Source organism: Janthinobacterium rivuli, from assembly GCF_029690045.1.
GTDB lineage: Bacteria > Pseudomonadota > Gammaproteobacteria > Burkholderiales > Burkholderiaceae_D > Janthinobacterium > Janthinobacterium rivuli.
This window is the reverse complement of sequence record NZ_CP121464.1, coordinates 5714622-5738068: the sequence shown is the minus strand read 5'-3', so window position 1 is coordinate 5738068 and position 23447 is coordinate 5714622. Positions and strand designations below refer to the sequence as shown.

Sequence of the window (23447 nt, the reverse complement as noted above, 5' to 3'; positions counted from 1 at the left end):
GTCCAGGCGATTTCCTTACCGAGGCATGCATGAGCACACCAGATAGTCCACAGCAGTCCAAGCCGTTCGACAGCGAGCCTTTGTCGTGGGTGATGGTGGAAATCCGCGAAGCGCTGGGCCGCTCGAAAACGGCCCTGTTCGAAGCGGGTGGCCGCGAGCGCGAGGAACGCGCCACGGCCCTGCAGCATGCGCGTTCGCATCTGCACCAGGCGCATGGCGCGCTGGTGATGGTGGACGTGGCCGGCGCCAGCCTGCTGACCGATGGCGCGGAACAGGCGCTGGCGCGCTTTCGCGACGGCAGCCTCGAATACACGCTGGACCATGCGCAAGTCGTCGCCGAACTGTATCAGGCCTTGAGCGAATACCTGGAAGACCTGGTGGCCGGCACACCGCCGCAGCCGGCGCGTTTGTTCCCCTACTACCGCGACCTGCAAAGCATGCTGGGTGCCGAGCGCATCCACCCGGCCGACCTGTTTTTCCCGCCAGCGTCGATGCTGGAAGGGCATGCCATCGCCTTGGCGGAGGCACCCCCTGCAGCCGATTATCCGGCCTGGCGCGGGCGCTTTGAAAAGTCTTTGCTGCCCTTCCTGAAGGCGCAGGATGACGCAACGCGGCGCCAGCATGCGGGCGATTTGCACGCCACCTTGACCCTGGTGGCCGATGCGCAGCAGGAAGCGCCGGCGCGCACCTTCTGGTTCGCCATGCAGGCGTTTGCCGGGCTGGCGGCCAGCGGCGAGGGCATGGGCACGCTCAACGTCAAGCAGCTGTTTGGCCTGATCAATCTGCAGTTGCGCCGCCTGGCCCAGGGTACGGCCAGCCTGCCCGAAGCGATGCTGCGCGACGCCCTGTTCTTCATCGCCGCGGCACCCGAGCCCACATCTGAGGCAAGCCAGCTGCGTGCCGCCTTCGCGCTGGAAGGCATGCTGCCCGCCGACGTGGAAACGCGACGCTACGGCCAGGTCGACCAGGCAGCCTTGCAAGGCGCCCGCACGGCGCTGGCGCAGGCGCGCGCCAGCTGGAGCCGCCTGGCGCAAGCCGACCTCGATCCAGCCTTGGGCGCCGAGTTTGAAGCGTCGCTGCAAGAGGTGGCGGCACATGCTGAGTTCCTGAAGCAGCCGGCCCTGGCCAGCCTGCTGCGCGAAAGCGCGGCCGTGGCGCGGCAAGCCGTGGCCAGTGGACGCAGCGCGGCCCTGGAAAATGAAATCGGCATGGCGCTGCTGTTTGCCGACACGGGACTGGAGCAGCTGCGCCGCCTGCCCGACGATTTCGCCGGCAATGCGGAAACCATCGCCGCGCGCCTGCAGGCGCTGCTGGCTGGCGAAGCGCCGCCGCCCGTCACGGCGGGCGAGCTGTCGCGCCAGATCGAACAGGGCCAGACGGTGGCCGCGCTGGCCGAGGACATGAAGACGGGCCTGCGCCAGGTGGAAAAGGTGCTCAATGCGTATTACGCGGATGCGGCGGGCGCGGGGACGGCAACCCTCGACGGCGTCGCGCCCGTGCTGGAGCAGTTGCAGCAGCAGCTGGCCGGGCTGGGACAGGAAGACGCGCGCGCCGCCGTGCTGCACGTCGATGCGGCCGTGCGGCAGCTGGCCGGCGGCGACGCCAAGGCGGAAGCCCATGCCGAGGCGCTCGACGAGATCGCGCAAAATGTCAGCGCGCTGGGCTTTTTTGTCGATATGCTGGGCCGCAACGCGCAGGCGGCCAGCGGGCGTTTCCATTTCGACGCGGCCGCCGGCACTTTCCGCGCCCTGCCATTTGAAAAAGTCGCCGCCGCCGGCGCCGTACCGGTACCCTTGCTCGACCAGGCCCTGGCGCCCGCCGCGCCAGCCGGCATGGATGCCGCGCCGGCCGTGACCGATGTTGATGCGGAAATGCTCGATATTTTCATCGCCGAAGCGCGCGAAGTGCTGGCCTTTATCGACACCACCCTGGCCCTGCCGCGCGAACAGGCCGCCAGCGGCGATCACCTGGCCATGCTGCGCCGCTCGTTCCACACCCTGAAAGGCAGCAGCCGCATGATCGGCCTGGCGCAGTTTGCCGAAGCAGCTGGCGCCATCGAACGCGTCATGAATACCTGGCTGGCCGAATCGCGCCCCGTCAGCGATGACTTGTTCACCCTGCTGAATTACGGCTGGTACCAGCTCAGTGAATGGGTGGCCGAGCTGGAAGGCGGCGCGGGGCGCGAGCGCGAGGCCGGCATGCTGCTGATGGCGGCCGAGCGCGTGCGCGAAGGCGGACCGTTCGAACTGCGCAAGCCTCGCCCGGCATCGGCCGCACACGTGGCCAGCAATGGCAATGTGATCGGACTTCCCCTGGCCACGGCGCCCACGCTGCACGAAGCGCCGGACGATCACCTCAAGCACGTGGGCGAACTGCGCATCAGCCTTCCCTTGTACAACATCTACCTGGCCGAGACGGATGAATTGCTGCGCGTGCTCACGCGCGACTTCGGCGAATGGCGCCATGAGGAGCGTGCCGTCAGCGCGGAGGCGCTGCAAGCCGTGCATACCCTGGCGGGAACGTCGGGCACGGTGGGCTTCCAGTCGCTGCGCGACCTGGCGCATGCGCTCGAAACGGTGATCGAAACGGTGGTGCCGCCGCTGGCTGGCCTGCGCGCCGAGCAGCACGACGTGCTGGAGCAGGCCACGCAGCGCATCGGGCAAATGCTGCAGGCGTTCGCGCTGGGCGACCTGGCACCCACGCAGCCGGACATGATCGAAGCGCTCAACATCTTGTGGCGCGCCCTGACGGCGCCGCCCGGCGAGAGCCAGGAAGAGCGGCTCGACGCCCTGTTTGCGGCCGCTTACGCCAGCATCGTCGGCGCGCCGGCGCAGCCTGCCGAGCCGCAGGCCGAAGTCCCTGTGCAGCAGCTCGAGACCCTGTTCGAAGCGACGTATGCGAGCATCGTCGCCGACGCGCTGCAGCCGGAGGCTGCCGCGGCGCCGGCACCGGACACCGGCATTGGCGACGATCTGTTCGACGCCGGTTTTGAACACGCGCCGCCGTTGGAGCATGCGGCGCTGGAAGCGCCGGCGCCCGCCATCATGCCGGCCGATGCGGCCGCGCTGCTGGCGGCCAGCGCCGGCATCAGCGATGAACTCGACCTCGATTTATTGTCCGTCTTCCTGGAAGAGGGGGCTGACCTGCTGCCGCGGATCGGCGAGGCGCTGCGCAGCTGGCAGCAGCAGCCGCACGACAGCGGCCAGGCGCAGATGCTGTTGCGCACCCTGCATACGGTCAAGGGCAGCGCGCGCATGGCCGGCGCCATGCGCCTGGGCCAGCATGCGCATGAAATCGAGACGCATATCGAAAACATGCTGCACGCGGGCACCGCCACGCCGCAGGCCTTCGAGGAATTGCTGGCCCATTACGATCATGCGCTGCACCTGTTCGAGCAGCTGCAGCAACCGTTGCTGCCCTTGCCGGGCATGGAAGACACGCCGGCCGCCGAACCGAAGGCGGCCCTGGTGCGCGTGCGTGCCGATATCCTCGACCGCCTGGTGAACCAGGCCGGCGAAGTGTCGATCACGCGCTCCAAAATGGAAAATGAAGTGGGCGTGCTCGGCGCTTCGCTGTCCGAGTTTTCCGATAACCTGGCGCGCTTGCGGCGCCAGTTGCGCGAAGTGGAAATGCAGGCCGAATCGCAGATCGCCTCGCGCATGGCTGTCGGCAGCGAGCGCGAATTCGACCCGCTCGAATTCGACCGCTTTACGCGCTTGCAGGAACTCACGCGCATGATGGCCGAAAGCGTCAACGACGTGGCTTCGTTCCATGAAAACCTCAGCCACAGCGTCGATGCGGTGACGGACGACCTGGTGCTGCAGGCGCGGTTGACGCGCGAGCTGCAGCGCGACCTGATGCAGATACGGATGGTGCCGTTTGCCAGCATCGCCGAACGCCTGTTCCGCGTGGCGCGGCAAAGCGCCAAGGAAGTCGACAAACGCGTCAACCTCGACATCCGTGGCGGTGGCGTGGAAATCGACCGCAGCGTGCTCGAACGCATGGCGGCGCCGTTCGAGCATTTGCTGCGCAACGCCATCGTGCATGGCGTCGAGCCGCGCGACGCGCGCCTGGCCGCGGGCAAGAGCGAGACGGGCGAGCTGCTGGTGCAGGTCAGCCAGCAGGGCAATGAAGTGGCGATCGCCTTTTCCGACGATGGCGCAGGGCTGGACCTGGAACGCATCCGCGCCAAGGCGCACGGCGCCGGCCTGGTGGCGACGGATGCGCCATTGACGGACGCGCAGGCGGCCGAGCTGATTTTCACGCCCGGCTTTTCCACCGCCGACAGCCTGACGGAACTGGCCGGGCGCGGTTTCGGCATGGACATCGTGCGCTCCGAAGCGCTGGCCCTGGGCGGAAGAGTGGAAACGCAGACGCAGGCGGGCCTGGGCATGCGCTTCACCATCCACTTGCCGCTGACCCTGGCCGTCACGCAGGTGGTGCTGCTGGCGGCCAGCGGCAAGACGTATGCCCTGCCATCGGTGCTCGTGGAACAGGTGCTGCACCTGAAAGGCGAGCAGCTGGAGCAGGTGCGGGCGGCCGGGCGCATCGAGTCGCACGGGCAGTCGCTGGCGCTGCACCACCTGTCGGCCATGCTGGGCGAGACACCGGCGGCGCAGGCCACGCAGCGCTATGCGCCCGTGCTCCTGCTACGCAATGGCAATGACAGGCTGGCCTTGCAGGTCGATGACGTGGTGGGCAACCGCGAAGTCGTGGTCAAGCACGTGGGCCCGCAGCTGGCGCGCATGCCGGGCATCGCCGGCGCCACGGTGCTGGGCACGGGCGACATCGTGCTGATTCTGAATCCGGTGGCGCTGGCGCAGCACCTCGAGCATCATCCGGAACTGTTGTCGCAGTATGCGCTGGCCAGCAGCGCGCAGCATGCCGCTTCCAGCGCGCTGGAAGCGCCTGCCGTGCGCGTGATGGTGGTCGACGATTCGCTGACGGTGCGCCGCGTGATGCAGCGCCTGTTCGAGCGCGAAGGCTACCAGGTGCTGCTGGCCAAGGATGGCGTCGATGCGCTGGAGCAGTTGCATGCGCTGGAACCTGCTGCCATGCCGGCCCTGCTGCTGGTGGACGTGGAAATGCCGCGCATGGATGGCTTTGATTTGACGCGCAATGTGCGCAGCGATGACAAGACGCGCGCCATCCCCGTCATCATGATCACCTCGCGCAGCGCCGACAAGCACCGCGCCCATGCGTTCGAGCTGGGCGTGAATGCGTATTTCGGCAAGCCGTTCCAGGAGGACGAATTGCTGGCGGAGGTGCGGCGCTTGCAAACGCGTGACGGTTCCGAAACATCTCGGCTACCATAACAGGCCGACGTCGCCAAACCAGGAAAATAATGAGCCTTCACGTCAAACTGAAAAAACTCGAAGACAAAGCCATCGTCAATGGTGAGCATGCGGTCGCCGCGGCCGCAGCCCACCTGTTGCAGGATGTCGACGCCATCGACAGGCAAATCAACCTTGTCGGGGCGCTGCACGAAGTGGGCTATCTCCAGAACTCGCTGAAGCCCTACTGGAATGCGTTCAGGGCCGATGAGCCGGCATGGATAGAACGCTGCCTGGCCAGGCTGCTCATTGTTGACCATGACTATTGGGCACTCGCCGCGCTGCTGGGATGCGATGGCCCGGCTACCATTGCCATCGCCACGGGCAAGGGTTTCAAATCCGCGGCGACAAGGAAGTACGAACGTTTCGACAAGCCCGATGTCCATGTCGATACCTTGTATCTGACCGGTATGGGCAAGGTGCTGCACCCGATATTGGAAATCGGCTATGACACCAAGGAAATGATCAATGTCGACGTGGGAAGGGCGCGGGCACTGAGTTTGGAAAACCAGCAATGGCAGCCGGGTGAGCCACTAGGAACGGGAGGACTCTCCCTTTCCATGCAGGCGAAACTGCCGCACGGCGCCTGGCGGTCGGTCTGGACGCCGTTCACCACACCGGAAGCCGGCGGCTCTACTTGAGCACTTTGACCACTGCATAACGTTCCAGGGTCTCCTTGCGCGCCTCGTCGTGCTGCACCAGCGGTTCCGGATAATCGCGTCCCAGCACGATGTTTTTTTGTTCGAGCAGCATGCGCGGCACCAGCCAGGGCGCGTGGATTTCCTTGTCGCCCAGCGCCTTCAGTTGCGGCAGATAGCGGCGGATGAAGCGCCCGCTGGCATCGAATTTTTCCGACTGCGTGACGGGATTGAAGATGCGGAAGTAAGGCTGGGCGTCGCAGCCGGAGGACGATGCCCATTGCCAGCCGCCGTTGTTCGATGCCAGGTCGAAGTCATTGAGGTGCAGCGCGAAATACGCTTCGCCGCGGCGCCAGTCGATACCCAGGTCCTTGATCAAAAAGCAGGCCGTGACCATGCGCAGGCGGTTGTGCATATAGCCCGTCTGGTTCAGCTGCGCCATGGCCGCGTCCACCAGCGGATAGCCGGTGCGTCCCTCGCACCAGGCGGCAAAGGCGGCATCGGCCTCGGGCCCCGTTTCCCAGGCGATGGCGTCGTAGGCCAGTTTGAAGGCGCCGCCTTCCACGTGCGGGTTCTGGTACAAAATCATGGCGTAGAAATCGCGCCAGATCAGTTCCGCCAGCCACACGGGCGCGCCGTCGCCGCCACCGCCACGGTCCATCAGGTCGACGATGGTGCGCACCAGGTAGCGCAGCGAGACGGTGCCGAAGCGCAGATGCATGGACAGGTAGGATGGTCCCTTCAGGGCGGGGAAATCGCGCGCCACGTCATAGCGGGCCACGCGCGGCAAAAAATCCTCGAACAGTTGACTGGCGCCCGACATGCCGGTGGGGATGGCCAGTTCGGCCAGGTTGCTGGCCTCGAAACCCAGCTCGCCCAAGGTGGGCAGGGGCGCCGGCGTGCCAGTGCGCGGCGGCGCCAGGCTGGCCGCATGCGGTTCGATGTCGAACGGCGCCAGGCAGCCGGGTTCGGCGCGCATTTTCTTCAGCCAGGCATTTTTATACGGCGTGTAGACGGTATACGGCTTGGCGGAAAGCGTCAGCACCTCGTCCTTTTCAAAGATCACCTGGTCCTTGAAGCTGAACCACAGGCGCGCGTCGCGCGTGAGCGCGGCGGCCACCGTGGCGTCGCGGGCGATCGCTTGCGGCTCGTAGTCGTGGTTGGCAAAGACGGCGTCGGCGTTCAACTCGGCGGCCAGGCGCGGGATGGCCTCGGCCGCGTCCGCGTGCAGCACGATCAGGTCGCCGCCGAGCTGGCGCAGCTCACTGGCGAGCTCGGCCACGCTTGCATGGATGAAGTCGACGCGCCGGTCGCGGCGCGGCAGGGTTGCCAGGATGGTGGTGTCGTAGACGAAGACGCAATGCACGGCCTGGCTCTGGCGCAGGGCGTGATGCAGTGCAGCATGATCAAACGCGCGCAGATCGCGCCGGAACCACACCAGGGAAGTCTTGATTGTCATTATTTCGCGTGTTCAGGGTCAAAGATAGGCGATTTTTTGCCGCCAACAGGGATTTATGGCCGCTCGCGTCGCGCCTTTGGCGTCGCTGCGGCGGCAATTCAGTGTAAACTACCGGGTATGTTCATGGTGCTTTATGTGCGACAGCGATTTTGCAATCAATTTTACAATTGGCATTGAAATACGCCGGCAAGCATGGCAAATGGATCATTAATTTATAACATAACAAGAATAACGCCTGGCACCACGGTGCGCGCCGCCCAAGATTTGCGGCAGCTTGTGCCAGGCGTACGATAGCGGGGTAAGCAAGACTTGCCAGCAAGCCCACAGAGAGAGCATCGCGTATGAAAAAGAGTAAAATCGACCAGACTCTACCAGGACATCGTTTGATGCAGGGTGTGGGAGAGCCGGCCGCGACCGGTTCCTCCACCCTGAATCTGGCCAACCATTTCCTCATTGCGATGCCGGCCATGCAAGACCCGATCTTCGGCGGCACGGTCGTCTACGTGTGCGAACACAATGAAAACGGCGTGCTCGGCGTCGTCATCAACAAACCCACCGACATGACCATGGAAGTGCTGTTCGACCGCATCGACCTGAAACTGGCGGCCGGCAGCGACACGCCCATCATCAACGAACCGATCATGTTCGGCGGCCCGGTGCAGGACGACCGCGGCTTCGTGCTGCATACGCCGGGCGCCCGCTATTCCTCGTCGCTGACCGTGACCGATGAAATCGCGTTTACCACGTCGATCGACGTGCTCGAAGCCGTCGCCAAGGGCGATGGCCCCGAGCGCATGCTCGTTTCGATCGGCTATTCGGGCTGGAGTCCGGGCCAGCTGGAAGACGAAATCGGCCGCAATGGCTGGCTGACGGTAGGCGCCTCGGCCGACATCCTGTTCGATTTTCCCATCGAGCAGCGCTACGTGGCGGCCATCAAGCTGCTGGGTATCGACCCTCTCATGCTGGCATCGGAAGCCGGACACGCATGAGCGGTGACGCCATTGACACCATCCTCGCCTTCGATTTCGGCTTGAAACGCATCGGTGTGGCCATCGGCAATACCATGATTTGCCAGGCCAAGCCGCTCAGCGTGATCACGGCCACGGCGAACGAGCCGAAGTTTGCCGCCATCGATAGCCTGATCAAGGAGTGGGGCGCGAGCCGCATCGTGGTGGGCTTGCCCAGCCATCCCGATGGCACGGAACACGAGATGAGCGCGCGCTGCCGCCGTTTCGCCAACCAGGTGCATGGCCGCTTCAACCTGCCGGTGGAACTGGTCGACGAGCGCTATTCCTCGGCCGTCATCGCCGCCAGGCGAGGTGAGGTCATCGACGACCGCGCCGCCGCCATCATCCTGCAACAGTATTTTGACGCGAATTATTAATCTGACCTTTTGGCCCATTCCTGAATGATCAAGAACTCCATGCCGCATCCTACGAATCCATCCCAACTCGACGCCGAGGCCCTGTACGCGGTCTTGCTGCAGCAAGTGCAGAGCGGCCTGGCGGGCATCCCCAACGTGGCCATCGTCGGCATCCATTCGGGCGGCGCCTGGCTGGCCGAACGCCTGGCGCGCGACCTGAACCTGCCGGGCCGCCTGGGTGTGCTCGACGTCTCGTTCTACCGCGACGACTTCGCCCAGAAGGGCCTGCATGCGGACGTCAAGCCGACGCAAATCAGCTTTGACGTGGCCGGCGCCACCATCCTGCTGGTCGACGACGTGCTGTACACGGGCCGCACCACGCGCGCGGCCATCAACGAATTGTTCGACTATGGCCGTCCGGCGAAGATCATGCTGGCCGCCCTGGTCGACCGCGGCGAACGCCAGCTGCCGGTGGCCGCCGATTTCGTGGCCGCCTTCACAGCCGTGCCGCCGGGCCAGGCTCTGGTCCTGAAGCAAGCCGACGATGGAAAATTCACGCTCACCATAGATACCCACCATGCTTAATCCGCAACTGAATAAACACGGCGAACTGCAACACCTGCTGACGATTGAAGGCTTGCCGAAGTCTATCGTCAACCACATCCTCGACACGGCTTCCTCGTTCGTCGGCATCTCCGACCGCGATGTGAAAAAGGTGCCGCTGATGCGCGGCAAGAGCGTTTTCAACCTGTTCTTTGAAAACTCCACGCGCACCCGCACCACCTTCGAGATCGCGTCAAAAAGGCTGTCGGCCGACGTCATCAACCTGAACATCCAGGCCTCGTCGGCCAGCAAGGGCGAGTCACTGCTCGACACCATCGACAACCTGTCGGCCATGCATGCCGACATGTTCGTCGTGCGCCACGCGCAGTCGGGCGCGCCCTACCTGATCGCCAAGCACCTGATCGACACCAGGCAGCCGCACGTCCACGTCGTCAACGCGGGCGACGGACGCCACGCGCACCCGACCCAGGGCTTGCTCGACATGTACACGATCCGTCACTACAAGAAGGATTTCACCAATCTGACGGTGGCCATCGTGGGCGACATCCTGCACAGCCGCGTGGCCCGTTCCGACATCCATGCGCTGACCACCCTGGGCGTGCCGGAAGTGCGCGCCATCGGCCCGCACACCCTGCTGCCAGGCGGCCTGGAGCAGATGGGCGTGCGCACCTTCACCAACATGGATGAAGGCTTGAAAGGCGTGGACGTGATCATCATGCTGCGCCTGCAAAATGAACGCATGAGCGGCGCGCTGCTGCCGTCGGCGCAGGAGTATTTCAAGAGTTACGGCCTCACGCCCGAGCGCCTGGCGCTGGCGAAACCGGACGCCATCGTCATGCATCCGGGCCCGATGAATCGCGGCGTGGAAATCGATTCGGCCGTGGCCGACGGTCCGCAGGCGGTGATCCTGCCGCAGGTGACCTTCGGTATCGCCGTGCGCATGGCGGTGATGAGTATTTTGGCTGGTAATCAGGGCTGATAGCCCAAGGACGAGTAAGCGAGCATGACGACACTACATATCAAGAACGGCCACCTGATCGACCCTGCCAACGGCATCGATGGCTTGCAAGACCTGTTTATCGCCGACGGCAAGGTGCTGGCCGTGGGCAGCGCCCCGGCCGGCTTCACCGCCGACACCACGTTTGACGCGGCCGGCCTGGTGGTTTCCCCCGGCCTGGTCGACCTGTCCGCGCGCCTGCGCGAGCCGGGCTACGAATACAAGGCGACCCTGGAATCGGAATTGCAGGCGGCGCTGCAAGGCGGCGTGACGAGCCTGGTCTGCCCGCCCGACACCGATCCCGTGCTGGACGAGCCGGGCCTGGTGGAAATGCTGAAATACCGCGCCAAGACGCAGAACAAGGCCCACGTGCACCCGCTGGGCGCACTGACCATGGGCTTGAAAGGCAAGTCGCTGACGGAGATGGCGGAACTGACGGAAGCGGGCTGCATCGGCTTCGCGCAGGCGGAAGAGCCGATCGAAGACACCACCGTGCTGCTGCGCGCCATGCAGTACGCGAACACCTTCGGCTACACCGTCTGGCTGCGCCCGCAAGACCCGCATATCGGCCGTGGCGGCATCGCCCACAGCGGCCCGCTGGCCTCGCGCCTGGGCTTGTCCGGCGTGCCCGTGATGTCCGAAACCATCGCCCTGCACACGATTTTCGAATTGATGCGCGCCAGCCGCGCGCGTGTGCACCTGTGCCGCATTTCGTCGGCGGCCGGCCTGGAACTGATCCGCGCGGCCAAGGCCGAAGGCTTGCCCGTCACCTGCGACGTGGGCGTGCACCATGTGCACCTGACGGATGCCGACATCGGCTTTTTCGACCCGAACGCACGCGTGACGCCGCCGTTCCGCAGCCAGCGTGACCGCGATGCGATCCGAGCCGGCCTGTTGGACGGCACGGTCGACGCCATGTGCTCGGACCATACGCCGGTCGACGATGATGAAAAACTGCTGCCGTTCGGCGAAGCGTCGCCCGGCGCCACTGGCCTGGAACTGCTGCTGTCCTTGGCCCTGAAATGGGCCGACGACTACGCGCTGGGCCAGCCGCAGGCGGGCGCACGTCCGCTGGCGCGCGCCGTGGCCAAGGTCACGTCCGACGCGGCCCGTGTCGCCGGTATCCCGGCCGGCAGCCTGGCCGTGGGCGAAGCGGCCGACATTTGCGTCTTCGATCCGGCCGCGCGCTGGACCGTGTCGTCGGCCTCGCTGGCCAGCCAGGGCAAGCACACGCCTTTCCTCGGCTATGAGCTGAGCGGCATCGTCAAGGCGACCATCGTTGCCGGACGGGTGGCGTTTCAGCGTTAAAAATCAGATCCATGGACCGGGGGCATGCTGCCCCGGCACCCCTTGTCTGCTCCCGGATTTCGGTTCTGGTTTATTTGTTGGTGTGATTTGAAACTTCTGCTTACCTACCGCCTCGCGCGCATCGCCATTCACCTGGGCTGCGGCATGGCCAAGAGCGCCGTGCTCTTTCCCTGGCTGGACCTGGAGGGGCGCAACCGGCGCATCCGCCGCTGGTCGACGCAGCTGCTCGACATCTGCGGCGTGCACGTGGCGCAGCCGGCAGACAGCGTGCCGGCGCTCGAGCATGCGATGGTGGTGGCGAACCACGTTTCGTGGCTCGACATCTTCGTTATCAATGCCGTCCATCCCTGCCGTTTCGTCGCCAAGGCGGAAATCCGCGCCTGGCCGATCCTGGGCTGGCTGGCGGGGCGCGCCGGCACCATTTTCATTTCGCGCGGCAGCAAGCGCGATTTGCGCCTGATCTTCCAGGGCCTGGTGGATAAATTGACGGCGGGCGAGCGCATCGCGTTTTTCCCCGAAGGCACGACCGCAGCGCAAGGGCAGATCCTGCCGTTTCACGCCAATCTGTTCGAGGCGGCCATCGACGCGCAAGTGCCGGTGCAGCCGTTCGCGCTCGTGTATGTGGATGACAAGGGGGCCTTGCACCACGCCGTCGATTTCATCGGCGACATGAGCTTTGCGCAAAGCATGGTGGCGATCCTGAGCGGCCCGCCCATCACGGCGCGCCTGACCTGTCTGGCGCCGGTGGCGACGCTGGACGCGCACCGGCGCGAGCTGGCGGCGGCAACGCAGGCGACTATCGCCGCCACGCTGCCGCTGGAGAAGGCAGCTTAATTCTTCACGTGCAGCCAGCGCGCATGCGCGGCGCGGGCCAGGTAGTCGAGGATGAAACCGAGTATGCCGATCAGCACGATGGCGGCCATCAGTTCCGAATACGCGAGCCGGTCGCGCGTGTCGAGGATGAAGTAGCCAAGACCCGCCGACACGCCCAGCATTTCCGCCGGCACCAGCACGATCCAGATGATGCCGATGGCCAGGCGCACGCCCGTCAGGATATCGGCCGTAATGCCTGGTAAAATCACCTTGAAGACGATCTCGCTGCGCGTGGCCGACAGGCTGCGTGCCAGCAGCAGCCAGTTCGGATCGAGCCGCGCCACGCCGGCCGCCGTATTGAGCAAAATCGGCCAGACGGCCGCAAACGCCAGCAGGAAGTACACGGGCGCGTCACCGACACCGAGCACCATCACGGCGATCGGCATCCACGACAGCGGCGAAATCATGCGCAGCAGCTGGAACAGCGGCATGGCGGCGCCGGAAAAGCTTTTCGACATGGCCACCAGCACACCGAGCGGCACGCCGATGACGATGGCCAGTCCCAAGCCCACGGCCACCCTTTGCAGGCTCAATACCACGTGCAGCCAGATATCCGCACCGCCCACCATCTCCTGGAACGCCAGCGCCGTTGGCAGCGGCGCAAAGGCGGTGGCAATCGGCGTGGATTTCTCCAGCGCCGTCACGCCCATGGACCACAGCAGCAAGGCACAGGCCAGCCCCACCAGGGGCAGGCCGAACTTCGTGAACAACTTGCTTGCCATCGTCAGACCGCCACGGTTTCGCTGCGCAGCAGGTTGGCCGGCAAGCCGAAGGCGGCCGGGCCGCCGACCGCCGTGATGGCCTTGCGCACGAAGCGGTCATCGACCAGGTCGCGCGCGGCGAACTTCGGATCGAGGTTGGCCAGGAAGCGCGTATCGCCCTCCACCTTGGTGCGGCCGATGGCGCGCACCAGTTCTTCCGTGTACGAAGCAAATGGATACGGCTGGAAGTCGATGCGGCGCTGCTGCCAGTTCTTGTGCACGATCAGGCCCTGCTTTTCATAGCCGGCGTAATCGGTGGTGGCCAGCACCTTGGTCAGCACTTGCAGCGGATGCGGCGTGTAGCGGTGCTCGCCCACGTTCGACAGCAGCTTGGCCGTGTCGACCTGGTTCGAGCGCGTCCACAGCTGCGCCTTGACGATGGCGTTGGTGACCTTTTGCGCCCATTCGGGACGCGTGTTGATGTCGCGCTCTGACAGGAAAGTGACGCAGCACGCATGGTTTTTCCACACGTCGCCCGAGAAGCGCAGGATCTTGCCGATGCCGGCGTTTTCCGCCGCCGCATTGAAGGGTTCCGCCACGATGTAGCCGGCAATCGACTTGCTGGCCAGGGCCGAGACCATTTCGGCCGGCGCCAGCACGATCAGGTTGACTTCATTCGGTTTGATGGCCGCGTTGCGCGCGCGCGTGACTGGAGTCAAGCCATTCGAGGACAGGATTTGCTGCAGCAGGATGTTGTGGATCGAGTACCAGAAGGGGATCGCGACCGTGCGTCCGCCCAGGTCGGAGACCTTGTTGATCTCGTTGGCCACCGTCAGCGCGGAGCCGTTGACGTGGTTCCAGGCGACGACTTTCGCGGGGAACTTGGCGCCGTAGCGCACCCACAGGGTTGCGGGCGACAGCAAGTGGATGACGTTGACCTGGCCGGCGACGAAAGCTTCGATGATCTGCGCCCAGCTGCGGAACAGGCGTGGCGTTTCCGCCTGCAAGCCTTCCGCTTCGAACAGCTTGCGCGCGTGGGCGACGAGCAGCGGGGTGGCGTCGGTGATCGGCAGGTAGCCGATTTTCACGGGCTGGTCGTCGCCTTTCGGGCCTTGCTGGGCCATGGCGTCGCCGGCGAACAGCAGGGGCGAGGCGACGCTGGCCGTGGCCAGGGCCGACATGCGCAGGAAGTCGCGCCGCGTCAGGCCGCAGTCGCAATCGGACGAGGCGCAGATATGCAGGGGTTTGTTGTGGTCTTCGAATGTCATGGGAAAGTTCCGGTCGATTAATGGGGAGCAAAGGCAGGCGCTTGATCCTGCTTTTGCAGCGCCTGCAGGGCGTCGAGAATATCCATCTTCAGGGCGATGACGTCGGCGCTGTGGCCGATCCGTGGCTGGTCGATGGCGACAGGCCATTCGCGCACGATGTTGCCCGGCTTGCCGCCCATCAGCAAGATGCGGTCGGCCACGAGAATCGCTTCGTCGATATCGTGCGTGACGAGCAGCACGGCCGTGTGCCAGCGGTGCACCACGTCGACCAGCAAGGATTGCATCTCGGCGCGCGTGATGGCGTCGAGGGCGGAAAACGGTTCGTCGGCGAACAGCAGTTCCGGCTCGCGCGCGAGAGCACGGGCCAGGGCCACGCGCTGCGCCATGCCGCCCGACAGCGCGGACGGATACAGCTTTTCACGGCCCTTCAAGCCGACCGCTTCGATGGCTTGCGCCACGCGCGCCTCGTGCGCTGCGCGCGTCAGCTGCGGCTGGTGCTTGAAGTCCAGGCCGAAGCCGGCGTTGCCCGTGACGTTCAGCCAGGGGAGCAAACTGGCTTGCTGGAAGACGAGGGCGCTGCGCGGGTCCGGTTCGCGCATGGGCGCATCGAGGAACTGGATCTCACCCGTGGATGGTGGCTGCAAGCCGGCCAGCACGCGCAGCAGGCTCGATTTGCCGCAGCCGCTGCCGCCCAGCAGACAGACGATTTCGCGCTTGCGCACGCCCAGCGAGACGTGCTGGAACACGGGCGCCGTGCCAGGATAGGCGTAGCTCAGGTCCTGTGCCTGCAGCGCCCAATCAGCCACGCTCATGCCGACGCTCCCGCCTTGGCCGCCTGCTGGCTGTCGAACAGCTGCAAGGCCGCCTGCAATTGCGTCAGGCTGGGGGTGACGATGGGGATGAACGACGATTCGCGCCAGCGGCGGGCAAAGCCCTGCTGCTCGGCGTTCAAATAGGCGCGCCCGCCCATGGCTTGCAGTTCCAGCATCAGCGCCTGCTGCAGCACGTCGGCCAGCTGTATGCGCAGGCGGAACATGGCCGGCGCCTGCGTCCTGAAGCGGCCATCGTGCACGCCGGCCAGCAGGGTCGCGACGGCGCTTTCCAGGGTCGCTTGCAGCGCTTCGATGCGGGGCGTGAGCGCGTTGCGCGAGCCGGCGGAAATCTGCGCCGCTTTGGCCAGGCTGGCGCGCGCCAGGCCGATCGACAGACCGCACTGCATGCCGAGGAACGACGGGCGCACCTGCGGCAGCCAGGCCGGCGCGTTGTCGCTGATGATGTCCAAGGCGGGGATGTGCACCTGCGCCAGCTTGACGGAAGCCGTATTGCTGCCGCGCAGAGCGATCAGGTCCAGGTCGTCGCTGCGTTTGACGCCAGCCGTGCCGCTGTCGAAGGCGACGATGACGGGTGGCGCGCCGTCGTCCGGCGCCACGGCGGCGGCCGCGACGAAGCCCGCCTTGCGCAAGTTCGTCACCCAGGCCAGGCCGCCGTCGACGAGCAGGCCGTCATCGTGTCGCGCGCCCGTGATTTGCAGCTGCTCGATGCCGGACAAGAATTTCATGGCGTTCGACAAACCGCTGGCGCCTGCCTGCGTGCCTGCCAGCAGGCCGGGCAAGCGGCGCTCGGCCAGCGCGCGGTTCTCGCTTTGCAGCAGGAATTCGATGAAGCAGCGCTGGCCCCAGAAGACAAAGGCGGCCGTCACCGATTGCTCGGCCACTTTGGCGATGGCGTCGATGGCGTCGCGCACGTCGCCGCCCGCGCCGCCGTGTTCCCGCGGCACGCCGATGGCCAGCAACTGGTCGCCAGCGAGTGCCGGCAAAACGGCTTCAGCCAGTTCCGACGATTGGTCGAGCTGGTCGGCATGCGTGTGCAGCCAGTGATTGAGCTGGCCCATGTCAGACGGCGCCAGGCAGGTAGGGCGTCAATTGCGGATTGACGGGCGTGCCGGCCAGGCTGTTGGAGAAATTGCACAGGGTGGCCAGGCTGATGCCCAGCACCACTTCCAGCGCCTGCTGCTCGTTGTAGCCGGCGGCCAGGAAGGCTTGATATTCGGCGTCGCTGACGGCGCCGCGCGTGGCGATGACGGCCGTGGCGAAGGCGGCGACGGCGTCGAGTTTTGCGTCGTTCGTCGGCTGGCCGTGCTGCAGGGCGCGCACCGTGTCCGGCGTCTGGCCGGCCTTTTTCAGCGAGATGGCGCTATGGCCGGCGATGCAGAAATCGCAGCCGTGGATGCGCGCGGCCGTGATCTGCACCACTTCGCGTTCCATCAGGCTCAAGCTGGCGCGCCCGTTGATGCCGGAGACGGTCAGATAGGTTTCCAGGGCCAGCGGGGCATTGGCCAGCACGCCGATCAGGTTGGGCAGGAAGCCATTGTTGGCGATGGCCTTTTCCACGAAGGGGCGGCTATCGGCCGGGGCGGTATCGAGAGTGTGCAGCGTCAGACGGGACATGGGGTACCTTGCTAAGTTGGTAAGTCACCCGGCCATTATATCGGCCATGCCGTGCACGCAACAGACGTCAGCGTCGTCGTTTTGTGTTCGTTCGTCTGCGATTTCGCGTTCCTTGACTTCAGCTGGCCAGCTGGCGCAATCGCTGGTCGCGCCGGTAGGCGCCCGGCTGCTCGCCCGTGACCCGCTTGAAGGCGCGCGTGAAGGCGGCGTGGGAGCGGTAGCCCACCAGTTCGGCCGCGCGTTCGACGGAGACGCCGTCGTGCAGGCGCCGCGCGGCGATCTTCATGCGCAGCAGGAGCAGGAACTGGGCCGGCGAGTGGCCGCTGGCGCTGGCAAAATGCTTGCAGAAGCTGGCGCGCGACATGCACGCGGCCTTGGCCATGTTCTCGATCGACCAGTCGTCGGCGGGCGCGTCGAGCATGCGTTCGAGCAGCGGCGAAAACGCGGGCTGGTGCAGCAGCGACAGCAGGCCGGCCGCCACCTGCTCGCCCTGCGCCACATGGCGGATCAGGTAAAAGAACAGCAGTTCGACCAGGCGCGCGATGAGGGGCGATGGCTGTTCCGGGTCGCCCCCCGCCTCCGCCAGGATCAGGTCGAACAGGGCGGCAGCGGCGCTGAAGGCGGGGGCGTCGCCGCGTATCAGCAGATACGGCGGAAACGAGTCGACGATCAGCGCGGAGAGGGCGCCGCGAAATTGAAAGAAGCCGCAGGCCAGCGCCGTCGCCGGCTGGTCCGTGGACGCTTGCAGCGGCAGCATCGCTTGCGCGCTGACCGCCTGCAGCGGGTCGCTGTGGGGGCTGAGGAAGTGCGGCAAGTCGCGCAGCAGGAAGACGCCGTCGCGCGGGCCGAGCGCAATCGGCGCCGCCCCGTCGAGGTGCAGATAGCAGTGGCCGTCGAGCACCAGGTGGAAGCTGCCCAGTTCCCGGCCCGCCGTGGAAGCGCGCCAGCGGCCGCAGTACTGGCCCACATGCAGGACGGCGGTGTCGAGTTCCAGGCTGCCGAGCAGCCAGCGCGCCAGTCTGTCGGTATCAGGATGCATGGGATCGCACAGGAAAAAGCGCCATCATACGGGCTGCGCGCGGCAAGGCCAACGACCGATTTCGACTAAGCATATGCGCGCCATGCTTGCCATTTAGCGCTTGCCGCTGTGCTGCTGGAAGGCGGGGCAATCGACCTGCAGCAAGGAGCGGTCTTCCAGGCACACGGCTGACAGTTTTCCACCCCAGACGCAGCCGCTGTCAAGGCCGATCAGGTGCTCCCGCAACTGCAGTCCCAGCGCCGACCAGTGGCCGAAGACGATGGTGTCGCCGGCGCTGCGCCGTCCCGGCACGTCGAACCACGGCAGCAGGCCGGAGCCCGGTGGCGGGCTGCCGCTTTCCTTCATCTTGAAGTCCATCACGCCGTCCGGCGTGCAAAAACGCAGCCGCGTCATCGCGTTGACGATGCAGCGCAGCCGGTCGGCGCCCTGCAGGTCGTCGCGCCAGGCGGCCGGCTCGTTGCCGTACATGGTGCGCAGGAAGGCCACCCAGCCGTCGCTGCGCAGCATGGCGGACACTTCCCCGCTCAGGGACAGGGCCTGGGCCGCGCTCCATTGCGGCAGCAGGCCCGCATGCACGAGGACATGGCCGTCGTGTTCCAGCGCCAATGGCCGCTGGCGCAGCCAGTTGATCAACTCGTCGCGGTCGGGCGCGTCGAGGATCTCGGCCAGCGTATCGGACGCATGCTCGGGGCGGATGCCGTTGGCCACGGCCAGCAGGTGCAAGTCATGGTTGCCCAGGACGCTGTCGGCCAGGCCCTGCCGCGCCAGCGCGTAAACGTGGCGCAGGGTGGCCAGCGAGGCCGGGCCGCGATTGATCAAGTCGCCCGCGAACAGCAGGTGGTAGGGGCCATCGGCTGCCGCCTGGATCCGTTCGATCAGTTCGACGGTTTGTGCATGGCAGCCTTGCAGATCGCCGATAAAGTAAGTTTTCATATGTGCCGGGTGAAGTGAACTACGCGCCTGCATTATAAGCATGCCGGCCCATTGGCGTCGGCTGTATTGCTGGCGGTTTCCCGATTGCGAGTCTGGCCGGCGGAAGAAAATAAGGGCGCCGATTATGGCCGCAGGGGGATTTAATTGGGTGGAACTTTCCGCTGTCATATATCGGTCATTATCTTGCGGCACGCCGCTCAGGCATGCCGGAATGCCATTTCATCCATGTTTATTTACCTCCACGCACGCTTCCTGCATATTCTTCATTTAATCTTAATGTTGGGCCGCCAAATAAATCGGGAGTCGTGATTCAATTGGCGATGGATTATGCAATGGTGCGCAGGTATTTATGCAATGTAGTATATTCCACGTGATTTTATTATTTAAATTAATATAAAGGATGTACCAATGGATCTGTCGACGCTGACGATGCTGGAATTGCGCAAACTGGAAGATAATGTGAAGCAGGAATTGAATGGCCGCGAGCGCGAAGACTTGAACAAGGCGCGCGAACAGATCATGGCCATCGCGCAGCAGGCGGGCATTCCGTTGAAACAGCTGATACTCGATGGCTTGCACCCGCGCACGGGCAAAGTCGCCGTGCGTTACCGCCATCCTGACAATGCGGCCGAGCAATGGACTGGCCGTGGCCGCCAGCCGCTGTGGGTCAAACAGTGGGTGGAATCGGGCAAGTCGATCGATCTGCTGCGCGTATAATTCGGTATACTCCTGGCGCAGTGGCACGGCTGTCAGCCGCGCGCCGCGCCTTGCCAGGCTTCCCTATTTGACCCTCTTATACCGCCCACACCATGCTTCCATTGTCCAGAACGATCTTCAAGGCCTACGATATTCGCGGCATCATCGCTAAAACCCTCGATGCCAGCGTGGCGCACAAGATCGGCCAGGCATTTGGCCAGGCCGCCCTGGCCAAGGGCGAGCAGCGGGTCGTGATCGGCCGCGATGGCCGTTTGTCGGGACCGGAATTGACGGCGGCGCTGGCGCAGGGCTTGCAAGCGGCAGGCGTCGACGTGATCGACCTGGGCGTGGTGGCCACGCCGATGGTGTACTTCGGCACGAACGTGCTCGATACGCGCTCCGGCATCATGGTCACGGGCAGCCACAATCCGCCCGACTACAACGGCTTCAAGATGGTGCTGGCCGGTGAAGCGATCCACGGCGAAGCGATCCAGGCCCTGTACCACAGCATCGTCGCGCACGACGGCAGCGCCAGCGCCAAGGACGTTGCCAACCCGGGAACCTATGCCACGCACGATATCCGCGCCGCCTACATCGAGCGCATCCTGGGCGACGTCAAGCTGGCGCGCCCGATCAAGATCGCCGTCGACTGCGGCAATGGCGTGGCCGGCGCGTTCGCGGGCGACCTGTTCCGCGGCATGGGTTGCGACGTCATCGAACTGTTCTGCGAAGTCGATGGCAATTTCCCGAACCACCACCCGGACCCGGCGCATCCGGAAAACCTGCAAGACCTGATCCGCTGCCTGGCCGAGACGGATGCCGAAATCGGCATCGCCTTCGATGGCGACGGCGACCGCCTGGGCGTGGTCACCAAGGATGGCCAGATCATCTACCCCGACCGCCAGATGATGCTGTTTGCCGCCGACGTGCTGACCCGCCATCCTGGCGCGCAGATTTTGTACGACGTGAAATGCACGCGCCACCTGGCGCCGTGGATCAGCAAGCATGGCGGCGTGCCGCTGATGTACAAGACGGGCCACTCGCTGGTGAAAGCCAAGCTGCGCGAAACGGGCGCGCCGCTGGGCGGCGAAATGAGCGGCCATATCTTCTTCAAGGACCGCTGGTACGGTTTCGACGACGGCCTGTATTCGGCCGCCCGCCTGCTGGAAATCCTCACGCGCGAAGCGGATCCTTCGGCCCTGCTGAACTCCCTGCCGCAGTCCGACAGCACGCCGGAACTGCACCTGGAACTGAAGGAAGGCGAGAACGTCGCGCTGATGGACATGCTGCGCCGCGACGCCGTCTTCCCCGGCAATGAACAGATCATCACCATCGACGGCTTGCGCGTGGAATACGCGGACGGCTTCGGCCTGGCCCGTTCGTCGAACACCACGCCGGTGATCGTCATGCGCTTCGAAGCGGAAACGCCGGCAGCCCTGGCGCGCATCCAGGGACAGTTCAAGAGCGTGATCCTGGCCGCCAAGCCAGACGCCGAACTGCCGTTCTGACAGCATGGCGGCTCAACCTGGCGCACAGGCGCCCTTGAAAATCCTGCTGGTGCGGGTATCCTCGCTGGGCGACGTGCTGCATAACCTGCCGATGGTGGCGGACATCGCCCGCCATTTCCCGCATGCGACCATCGACTGGGTGGTCGAAGAGGGCTACACGAGTCTGGTGCGCCTGAACCCGCGCGTGAATACCATCTTCCCGTTCGCGCTGCGGCGCTGGCGCAAGAGCCTGGGCAAGAAGGAGACGCGCGCGGAAATCGCCGCCTTCTTCCGCAGCCTGCGCCAGACGCATTACGATTATGTGTTCGATACCCAGGGCTTGCTCAAGACGGGCATCATCATGGGTGCCGCGCGCCTGGCGCCGGGCGGACAGAAGGTCGGCCTGGCCAATGGCAGCGAAGGCTCCGGCTACGAAGGCATCTCGCGCCTGTTCCACACGAAAAGCATTCCGCTTGACCCGCGCACGCATGCGGTGGCGCGCGGCCGACTGGTGGCCGGCGCGGCGCTCGGCTACGCGGTCGACACCCCGGCCGATTTCGGCTTGCCGGAAGTATCGAACAGCGAGCCGCGCCCGGACTGGATGGGCGAAGCACCTTACTGCGTGTATTTCCACGGCACGGCGCGCGACGCCAAGAAATGGGCGCCGGAACACTGGATCGCTCTAGGCCAGGCGCTCGCACCGATGCCGATTTTGCTGCCCTGGGGTTCGCCCAAGGAAAAGGCGGAAGCGGAAGTGCTGGCGGCCGGCCTGCCCAACGCGCGCGTGCTGCCGAAACTGTCGATGGGCGACGCCACCCTGCTGGCGCGCCACGCGGCGCTGGTGGTCGGCGTTGACACGGGCCTGACGCACATCGCCGCCGCCTTTGTGCGCCCGACGGTGGAAATCTATGCCGATTCGCCGCTGTGGAAAACGGAAGGCAACTGGTCGCCGAAAATCATCAACCTGGGCGACAAAGGCGCGCCGCCCGGCGTGCCGGAAGTGCTGGCCGCGGCGCGGCGCCTGCTGGCCGACTATCCTCCCGCCTGACTTTAACATTCAATAAACATGCGACTTCTTTATACCCTCGCCTGGTGGCTGGCCTTGCCCCTGGTGCTGGCGCGGCTGTGGCTGCGCGGACGCCAGGAACCCGGCTACCGCCAGCACTGGGGCGAGCGCCTGGGCTGTTACGGCCGCCAGCCGGCATCTGCCACGGACACCATCTGGCTGCACGCCGTCTCCGTCGGCGAGACGCGCGCGGCCGAGCCGCTGATCGATGCGCTGCTGGCCGCCTGGCCTGCGTGCCGCATCGTCCTCACGCACATGACGCCGACGGGGCGCGCCACGGGCAAATCCCTGTTCGCCAAACACGGCGCGCGCCTCGTGCAAAGCTATCTGCCCTACGACACGGGCGCCATGCCGGCCCGTTTCATCCGCCATTTCGCACCGCGTATCTGCATCCTGATGGAGACGGAAGTGTGGCCGAATCTGATCCACCAATGCAATCGCTACAAAGTGCCCGTGGTGCTGGCCAATGCGCGCCTGTCGCAGCGCTCGCTGGGCAAGGCGCAGAGACTGGGTAAGCTCATCGCCGATGCGGCGCGCGGCATCACCTTGGTGGCGGCGCAGACGCAGGACGACGCCGATCGCGTGCGCCAGCTGGGCGTGCGGGAAGTCGTCGTCACGGGCAGCATCAAGTTCGACGTCGTCGTGCCCGAGGCGGCGCTGGCGACGGGGGCGGCGCTGCGCGCAGCCATCGGCGCACGTCCCGTGCTGCTATGCGCCAGCACGCGCGAAGGGGAAGAGCAGCTGATTCTCGATGCCTATGCCCGCACCACTCTACCGGCGAATGCGCTGCTGCTGATCGTGCCCCGTCATCCGCAGCGCTTCGACGAGGTGGAAAAACTGGTCGTGGCTCAGGGCTTGGCCGTGCAGCGCAGGTCTGGTCTGGCCAAGGGCGATACTGTTTCTGCGGGTACGCAGGTGCTGCTGGGTGACTCGATGGGCGAGATGTTTGCGTATTACGCGGCCTGCGATTGCGCTTTTGTGGGCGGTAGCCTGCTGCCGCTGGGCGGGCAAAACCTGATCGAGCCGGCGGCCCTGGGCAAGCCCGTGCTGATCGGCCCGCACACCTTCAATTTCGCGCTCGTGACCGAGCAGGCGATTGTTGCCGGCGGTGCTGCGCGGGTGGCGGACGCCGACGCGCTGATGGCGCAGGCGTCGGCCTTGCTGCAGGATCCCGCGCAGCTGGCGTCGATGGGGCAAAAGGCGTTGGCCTTCGCGGCGCAGCACCGGGGCGCCACGCCGCGCACTATCGCTGCCGTCCAACCTTTGCTGCGATAG

20 protein-coding genes are annotated in these 23447 nt (G+C 65.4%); 12 read left to right on the top strand and 8 right to left on the bottom strand.

Annotated features, from left to right (window positions below):
• The first annotated feature begins 29 nt into the window (after positions 1–29).
• A complete protein-coding gene (locus tag P9875_RS26040) occupies positions 30–5315 on the top strand; it encodes an Hpt domain-containing protein (protein WP_278316999.1) in 5286 nt (1761 codons plus the stop codon).
• Positions 5316–5344: 29 nt separating this feature from the next.
• Entirely contained in the window at positions 5345–5974 is a 630-nt protein-coding gene (locus P9875_RS26035) for a hypothetical protein (RefSeq protein ID WP_278316998.1), read from the top strand.
• Here the strand turns inward: P9875_RS26035 and P9875_RS26030 are convergent.
• The gene (locus tag P9875_RS26030) at positions 5967–7430 is read right to left on the bottom strand and encodes a cryptochrome/photolyase family protein (protein WP_278316997.1); all 1464 of its coding nucleotides are present in this window, start codon (positions 7428–7430) and stop codon (positions 5967–5969) included. The genes P9875_RS26035 and P9875_RS26030 overlap by 8 nt on opposite strands.
• A gap of 386 nt (positions 7431–7816) precedes the next feature.
• On the opposite strand from P9875_RS26030, the gene P9875_RS26025 reads away from it, so the two are divergent.
• The 6 genes from P9875_RS26025 (at position 7817) to P9875_RS26000 (ending at position 12496) form a co-directional block, all read left to right on the top strand.
• Positions 7817–8419, top strand: a complete 603-nt coding sequence (locus tag P9875_RS26025; RefSeq protein WP_035822086.1) for a YqgE/AlgH family protein — start codon at positions 7817–7819, stop codon at positions 8417–8419.
• A complete protein-coding gene (gene ruvX, locus P9875_RS26020; protein ID WP_217916667.1) occupies positions 8416–8814 on the top strand; it encodes a Holliday junction resolvase RuvX in 399 nt (132 codons plus the stop codon). The genes P9875_RS26025 and ruvX overlap by 4 nt, the downstream gene beginning before the upstream one ends.
• Before the next feature lie 39 nt (positions 8815–8853).
• Positions 8854–9378 (top strand): bifunctional pyr operon transcriptional regulator/uracil phosphoribosyltransferase PyrR, encoded by a 525-nt coding sequence (gene pyrR / locus P9875_RS26015; protein WP_035828187.1) that lies wholly within the window; start codon positions 8854–8856, stop codon positions 9376–9378.
• Positions 9371–10336 carry an aspartate carbamoyltransferase catalytic subunit gene (locus P9875_RS26010; protein WP_034780223.1) on the top strand — a complete coding sequence of 322 codons (966 nt, stop codon included), beginning with the start codon at positions 9371–9373 and terminating at the stop codon, positions 10334–10336. The genes pyrR and P9875_RS26010 overlap by 8 nt, the downstream gene beginning before the upstream one ends.
• A gap of 24 nt (positions 10337–10360) precedes the next feature.
• The gene (locus tag P9875_RS26005) at positions 10361–11662 is read left to right on the top strand and encodes a dihydroorotase (RefSeq protein WP_219307997.1); all 1302 of its coding nucleotides are present in this window, start codon (positions 10361–10363) and stop codon (positions 11660–11662) included.
• 87 nt (positions 11663–11749) lie between these two features.
• Positions 11750–12496 carry a lysophospholipid acyltransferase family protein gene (locus P9875_RS26000; RefSeq protein WP_278316995.1) on the top strand — a complete coding sequence of 249 codons (747 nt, stop codon included), beginning with the start codon at positions 11750–11752 and terminating at the stop codon, positions 12494–12496.
• Here P9875_RS26000 and P9875_RS25995 read toward each other — a convergent pair.
• From P9875_RS25995 to P9875_RS25965, 7 genes are all read right to left on the bottom strand, one after another.
• Positions 12493–13257, bottom strand: a complete 765-nt coding sequence (locus P9875_RS25995; RefSeq protein WP_035822080.1) for an ABC transporter permease — start codon at positions 13255–13257, stop codon at positions 12493–12495. The two genes, P9875_RS26000 and P9875_RS25995, sit on opposite strands and share 4 nt — an antisense overlap.
• A 2-nt stretch (positions 13258–13259) precedes the next feature.
• Complete coding sequence (locus tag P9875_RS25990) at positions 13260–14504, bottom strand: ABC transporter substrate-binding protein (RefSeq protein ID WP_035822077.1); 1245 nt, start codon at positions 14502–14504, stop codon at positions 13260–13262.
• A 17-nt stretch (positions 14505–14521) separates the two neighbouring features.
• The gene (locus P9875_RS25985) at positions 14522–15316 is read right to left on the bottom strand and encodes an ABC transporter ATP-binding protein (RefSeq protein ID WP_278316994.1); all 795 of its coding nucleotides are present in this window, start codon (positions 15314–15316) and stop codon (positions 14522–14524) included.
• A complete protein-coding gene (locus tag P9875_RS25980; RefSeq protein WP_278316993.1) occupies positions 15313–16395 on the bottom strand; it encodes an acyl-CoA dehydrogenase family protein in 1083 nt (360 codons plus the stop codon). Before P9875_RS25980 ends, P9875_RS25985 begins: the two co-directional genes overlap by 4 nt.
• 1 nt (position 16396) lies before the next feature.
• Complete coding sequence (locus tag P9875_RS25975; protein WP_099401571.1) at positions 16397–16951, bottom strand: carboxymuconolactone decarboxylase family protein; 555 nt, start codon at positions 16949–16951, stop codon at positions 16397–16399.
• A 118-nt stretch (positions 16952–17069) separates the two neighbouring features.
• Positions 17070–17990, bottom strand: coding sequence for an AraC family transcriptional regulator (locus P9875_RS25970; RefSeq protein WP_099401570.1), 921 nt, complete (start codon positions 17988–17990; stop codon positions 17070–17072).
• Positions 17991–18083: 93 nt separating this feature from the next.
• The gene (locus P9875_RS25965) at positions 18084–18923 is read right to left on the bottom strand and encodes a symmetrical bis(5'-nucleosyl)-tetraphosphatase (RefSeq protein ID WP_278316992.1); all 840 of its coding nucleotides are present in this window, start codon (positions 18921–18923) and stop codon (positions 18084–18086) included.
• A gap of 408 nt (positions 18924–19331) precedes the next feature.
• Here P9875_RS25965 and P9875_RS25960 point away from each other — a divergent pair, with 408 nt between their 5' ends.
• From P9875_RS25960 to waaA, 4 genes are all read left to right on the top strand, one after another.
• On the top strand, positions 19332–19640 hold the full coding sequence (locus P9875_RS25960) for an H-NS family nucleoid-associated regulatory protein (RefSeq protein ID WP_099401568.1): 309 nt from the start codon (positions 19332–19334) through the stop codon (positions 19638–19640).
• Positions 19641–19732: 92 nt separating this feature from the next.
• A complete protein-coding gene (locus P9875_RS25955) occupies positions 19733–21127 on the top strand; it encodes a phosphomannomutase/phosphoglucomutase (RefSeq protein WP_278316991.1) in 1395 nt (464 codons plus the stop codon).
• A gap of 4 nt (positions 21128–21131) precedes the next feature.
• The gene (waaC, locus tag P9875_RS25950) at positions 21132–22154 is read left to right on the top strand and encodes a lipopolysaccharide heptosyltransferase I (RefSeq protein ID WP_278316990.1); all 1023 of its coding nucleotides are present in this window, start codon (positions 21132–21134) and stop codon (positions 22152–22154) included.
• Positions 22155–22172: 18 nt separating this feature from the next.
• Positions 22173–23447 carry a lipid IV(A) 3-deoxy-D-manno-octulosonic acid transferase gene (gene waaA / locus P9875_RS25945; RefSeq protein ID WP_278316989.1) on the top strand — a complete coding sequence of 425 codons (1275 nt, stop codon included), beginning with the start codon at positions 22173–22175 and terminating at the stop codon, positions 23445–23447.

Coding starts and splice junctions, on each gene's coding strand:
- waaC (WP_278316990.1), top strand. CDS start 21,132: ATGGCGGCTCAACCTGGCGCACAGGCGCCCTTGAAAATCCTGCTGGTG.
- P9875_RS26010 (WP_034780223.1), top strand. CDS start 9,371: ATGCTTAATCCGCAACTGAATAAACACGGCGAACTGCAACACCTGCTG.
- P9875_RS25960 (WP_099401568.1), top strand. CDS start 19,332: ATGGATCTGTCGACGCTGACGATGCTGGAATTGCGCAAACTGGAAGAT.
- P9875_RS25990 (WP_035822077.1), bottom strand. CDS start 14,504: ATGACATTCGAAGACCACAACAAACCCCTGCATATCTGCGCCTCGTCC.
- P9875_RS25955 (WP_278316991.1), top strand. CDS start 19,733: ATGCTTCCATTGTCCAGAACGATCTTCAAGGCCTACGATATTCGCGGC.
- P9875_RS25975 (WP_099401571.1), bottom strand. CDS start 16,951: ATGTCCCGTCTGACGCTGCACACTCTCGATACCGCCCCGGCCGATAGC.
- P9875_RS26030 (WP_278316997.1), bottom strand. CDS start 7,430: ATGACAATCAAGACTTCCCTGGTGTGGTTCCGGCGCGATCTGCGCGCG.
- P9875_RS26025 (WP_035822086.1), top strand. CDS start 7,817: ATGCAGGGTGTGGGAGAGCCGGCCGCGACCGGTTCCTCCACCCTGAAT.
- ruvX (WP_217916667.1), top strand. CDS start 8,416: ATGAGCGGTGACGCCATTGACACCATCCTCGCCTTCGATTTCGGCTTG.
- P9875_RS25970 (WP_099401570.1), bottom strand. CDS start 17,990: ATGCATCCTGATACCGACAGACTGGCGCGCTGGCTGCTCGGCAGCCTG.
- waaA (WP_278316989.1), top strand. CDS start 22,173: ATGCGACTTCTTTATACCCTCGCCTGGTGGCTGGCCTTGCCCCTGGTG.
- P9875_RS26005 (WP_219307997.1), top strand. CDS start 10,361: ATGACGACACTACATATCAAGAACGGCCACCTGATCGACCCTGCCAAC.
- P9875_RS26040 (WP_278316999.1), top strand. CDS start 30: ATGAGCACACCAGATAGTCCACAGCAGTCCAAGCCGTTCGACAGCGAG.
- P9875_RS26035 (WP_278316998.1), top strand. CDS start 5,345: ATGAGCCTTCACGTCAAACTGAAAAAACTCGAAGACAAAGCCATCGTC.
- P9875_RS25995 (WP_035822080.1), bottom strand. CDS start 13,257: ATGGCAAGCAAGTTGTTCACGAAGTTCGGCCTGCCCCTGGTGGGGCTG.
- pyrR (WP_035828187.1), top strand. CDS start 8,854: ATGCCGCATCCTACGAATCCATCCCAACTCGACGCCGAGGCCCTGTAC.
- P9875_RS25965 (WP_278316992.1), bottom strand. CDS start 18,923: ATGAAAACTTACTTTATCGGCGATCTGCAAGGCTGCCATGCACAAACC.
- P9875_RS25980 (WP_278316993.1), bottom strand. CDS start 16,395: ATGGGCCAGCTCAATCACTGGCTGCACACGCATGCCGACCAGCTCGAC.
- P9875_RS25985 (WP_278316994.1), bottom strand. CDS start 15,316: ATGAGCGTGGCTGATTGGGCGCTGCAGGCACAGGACCTGAGCTACGCC.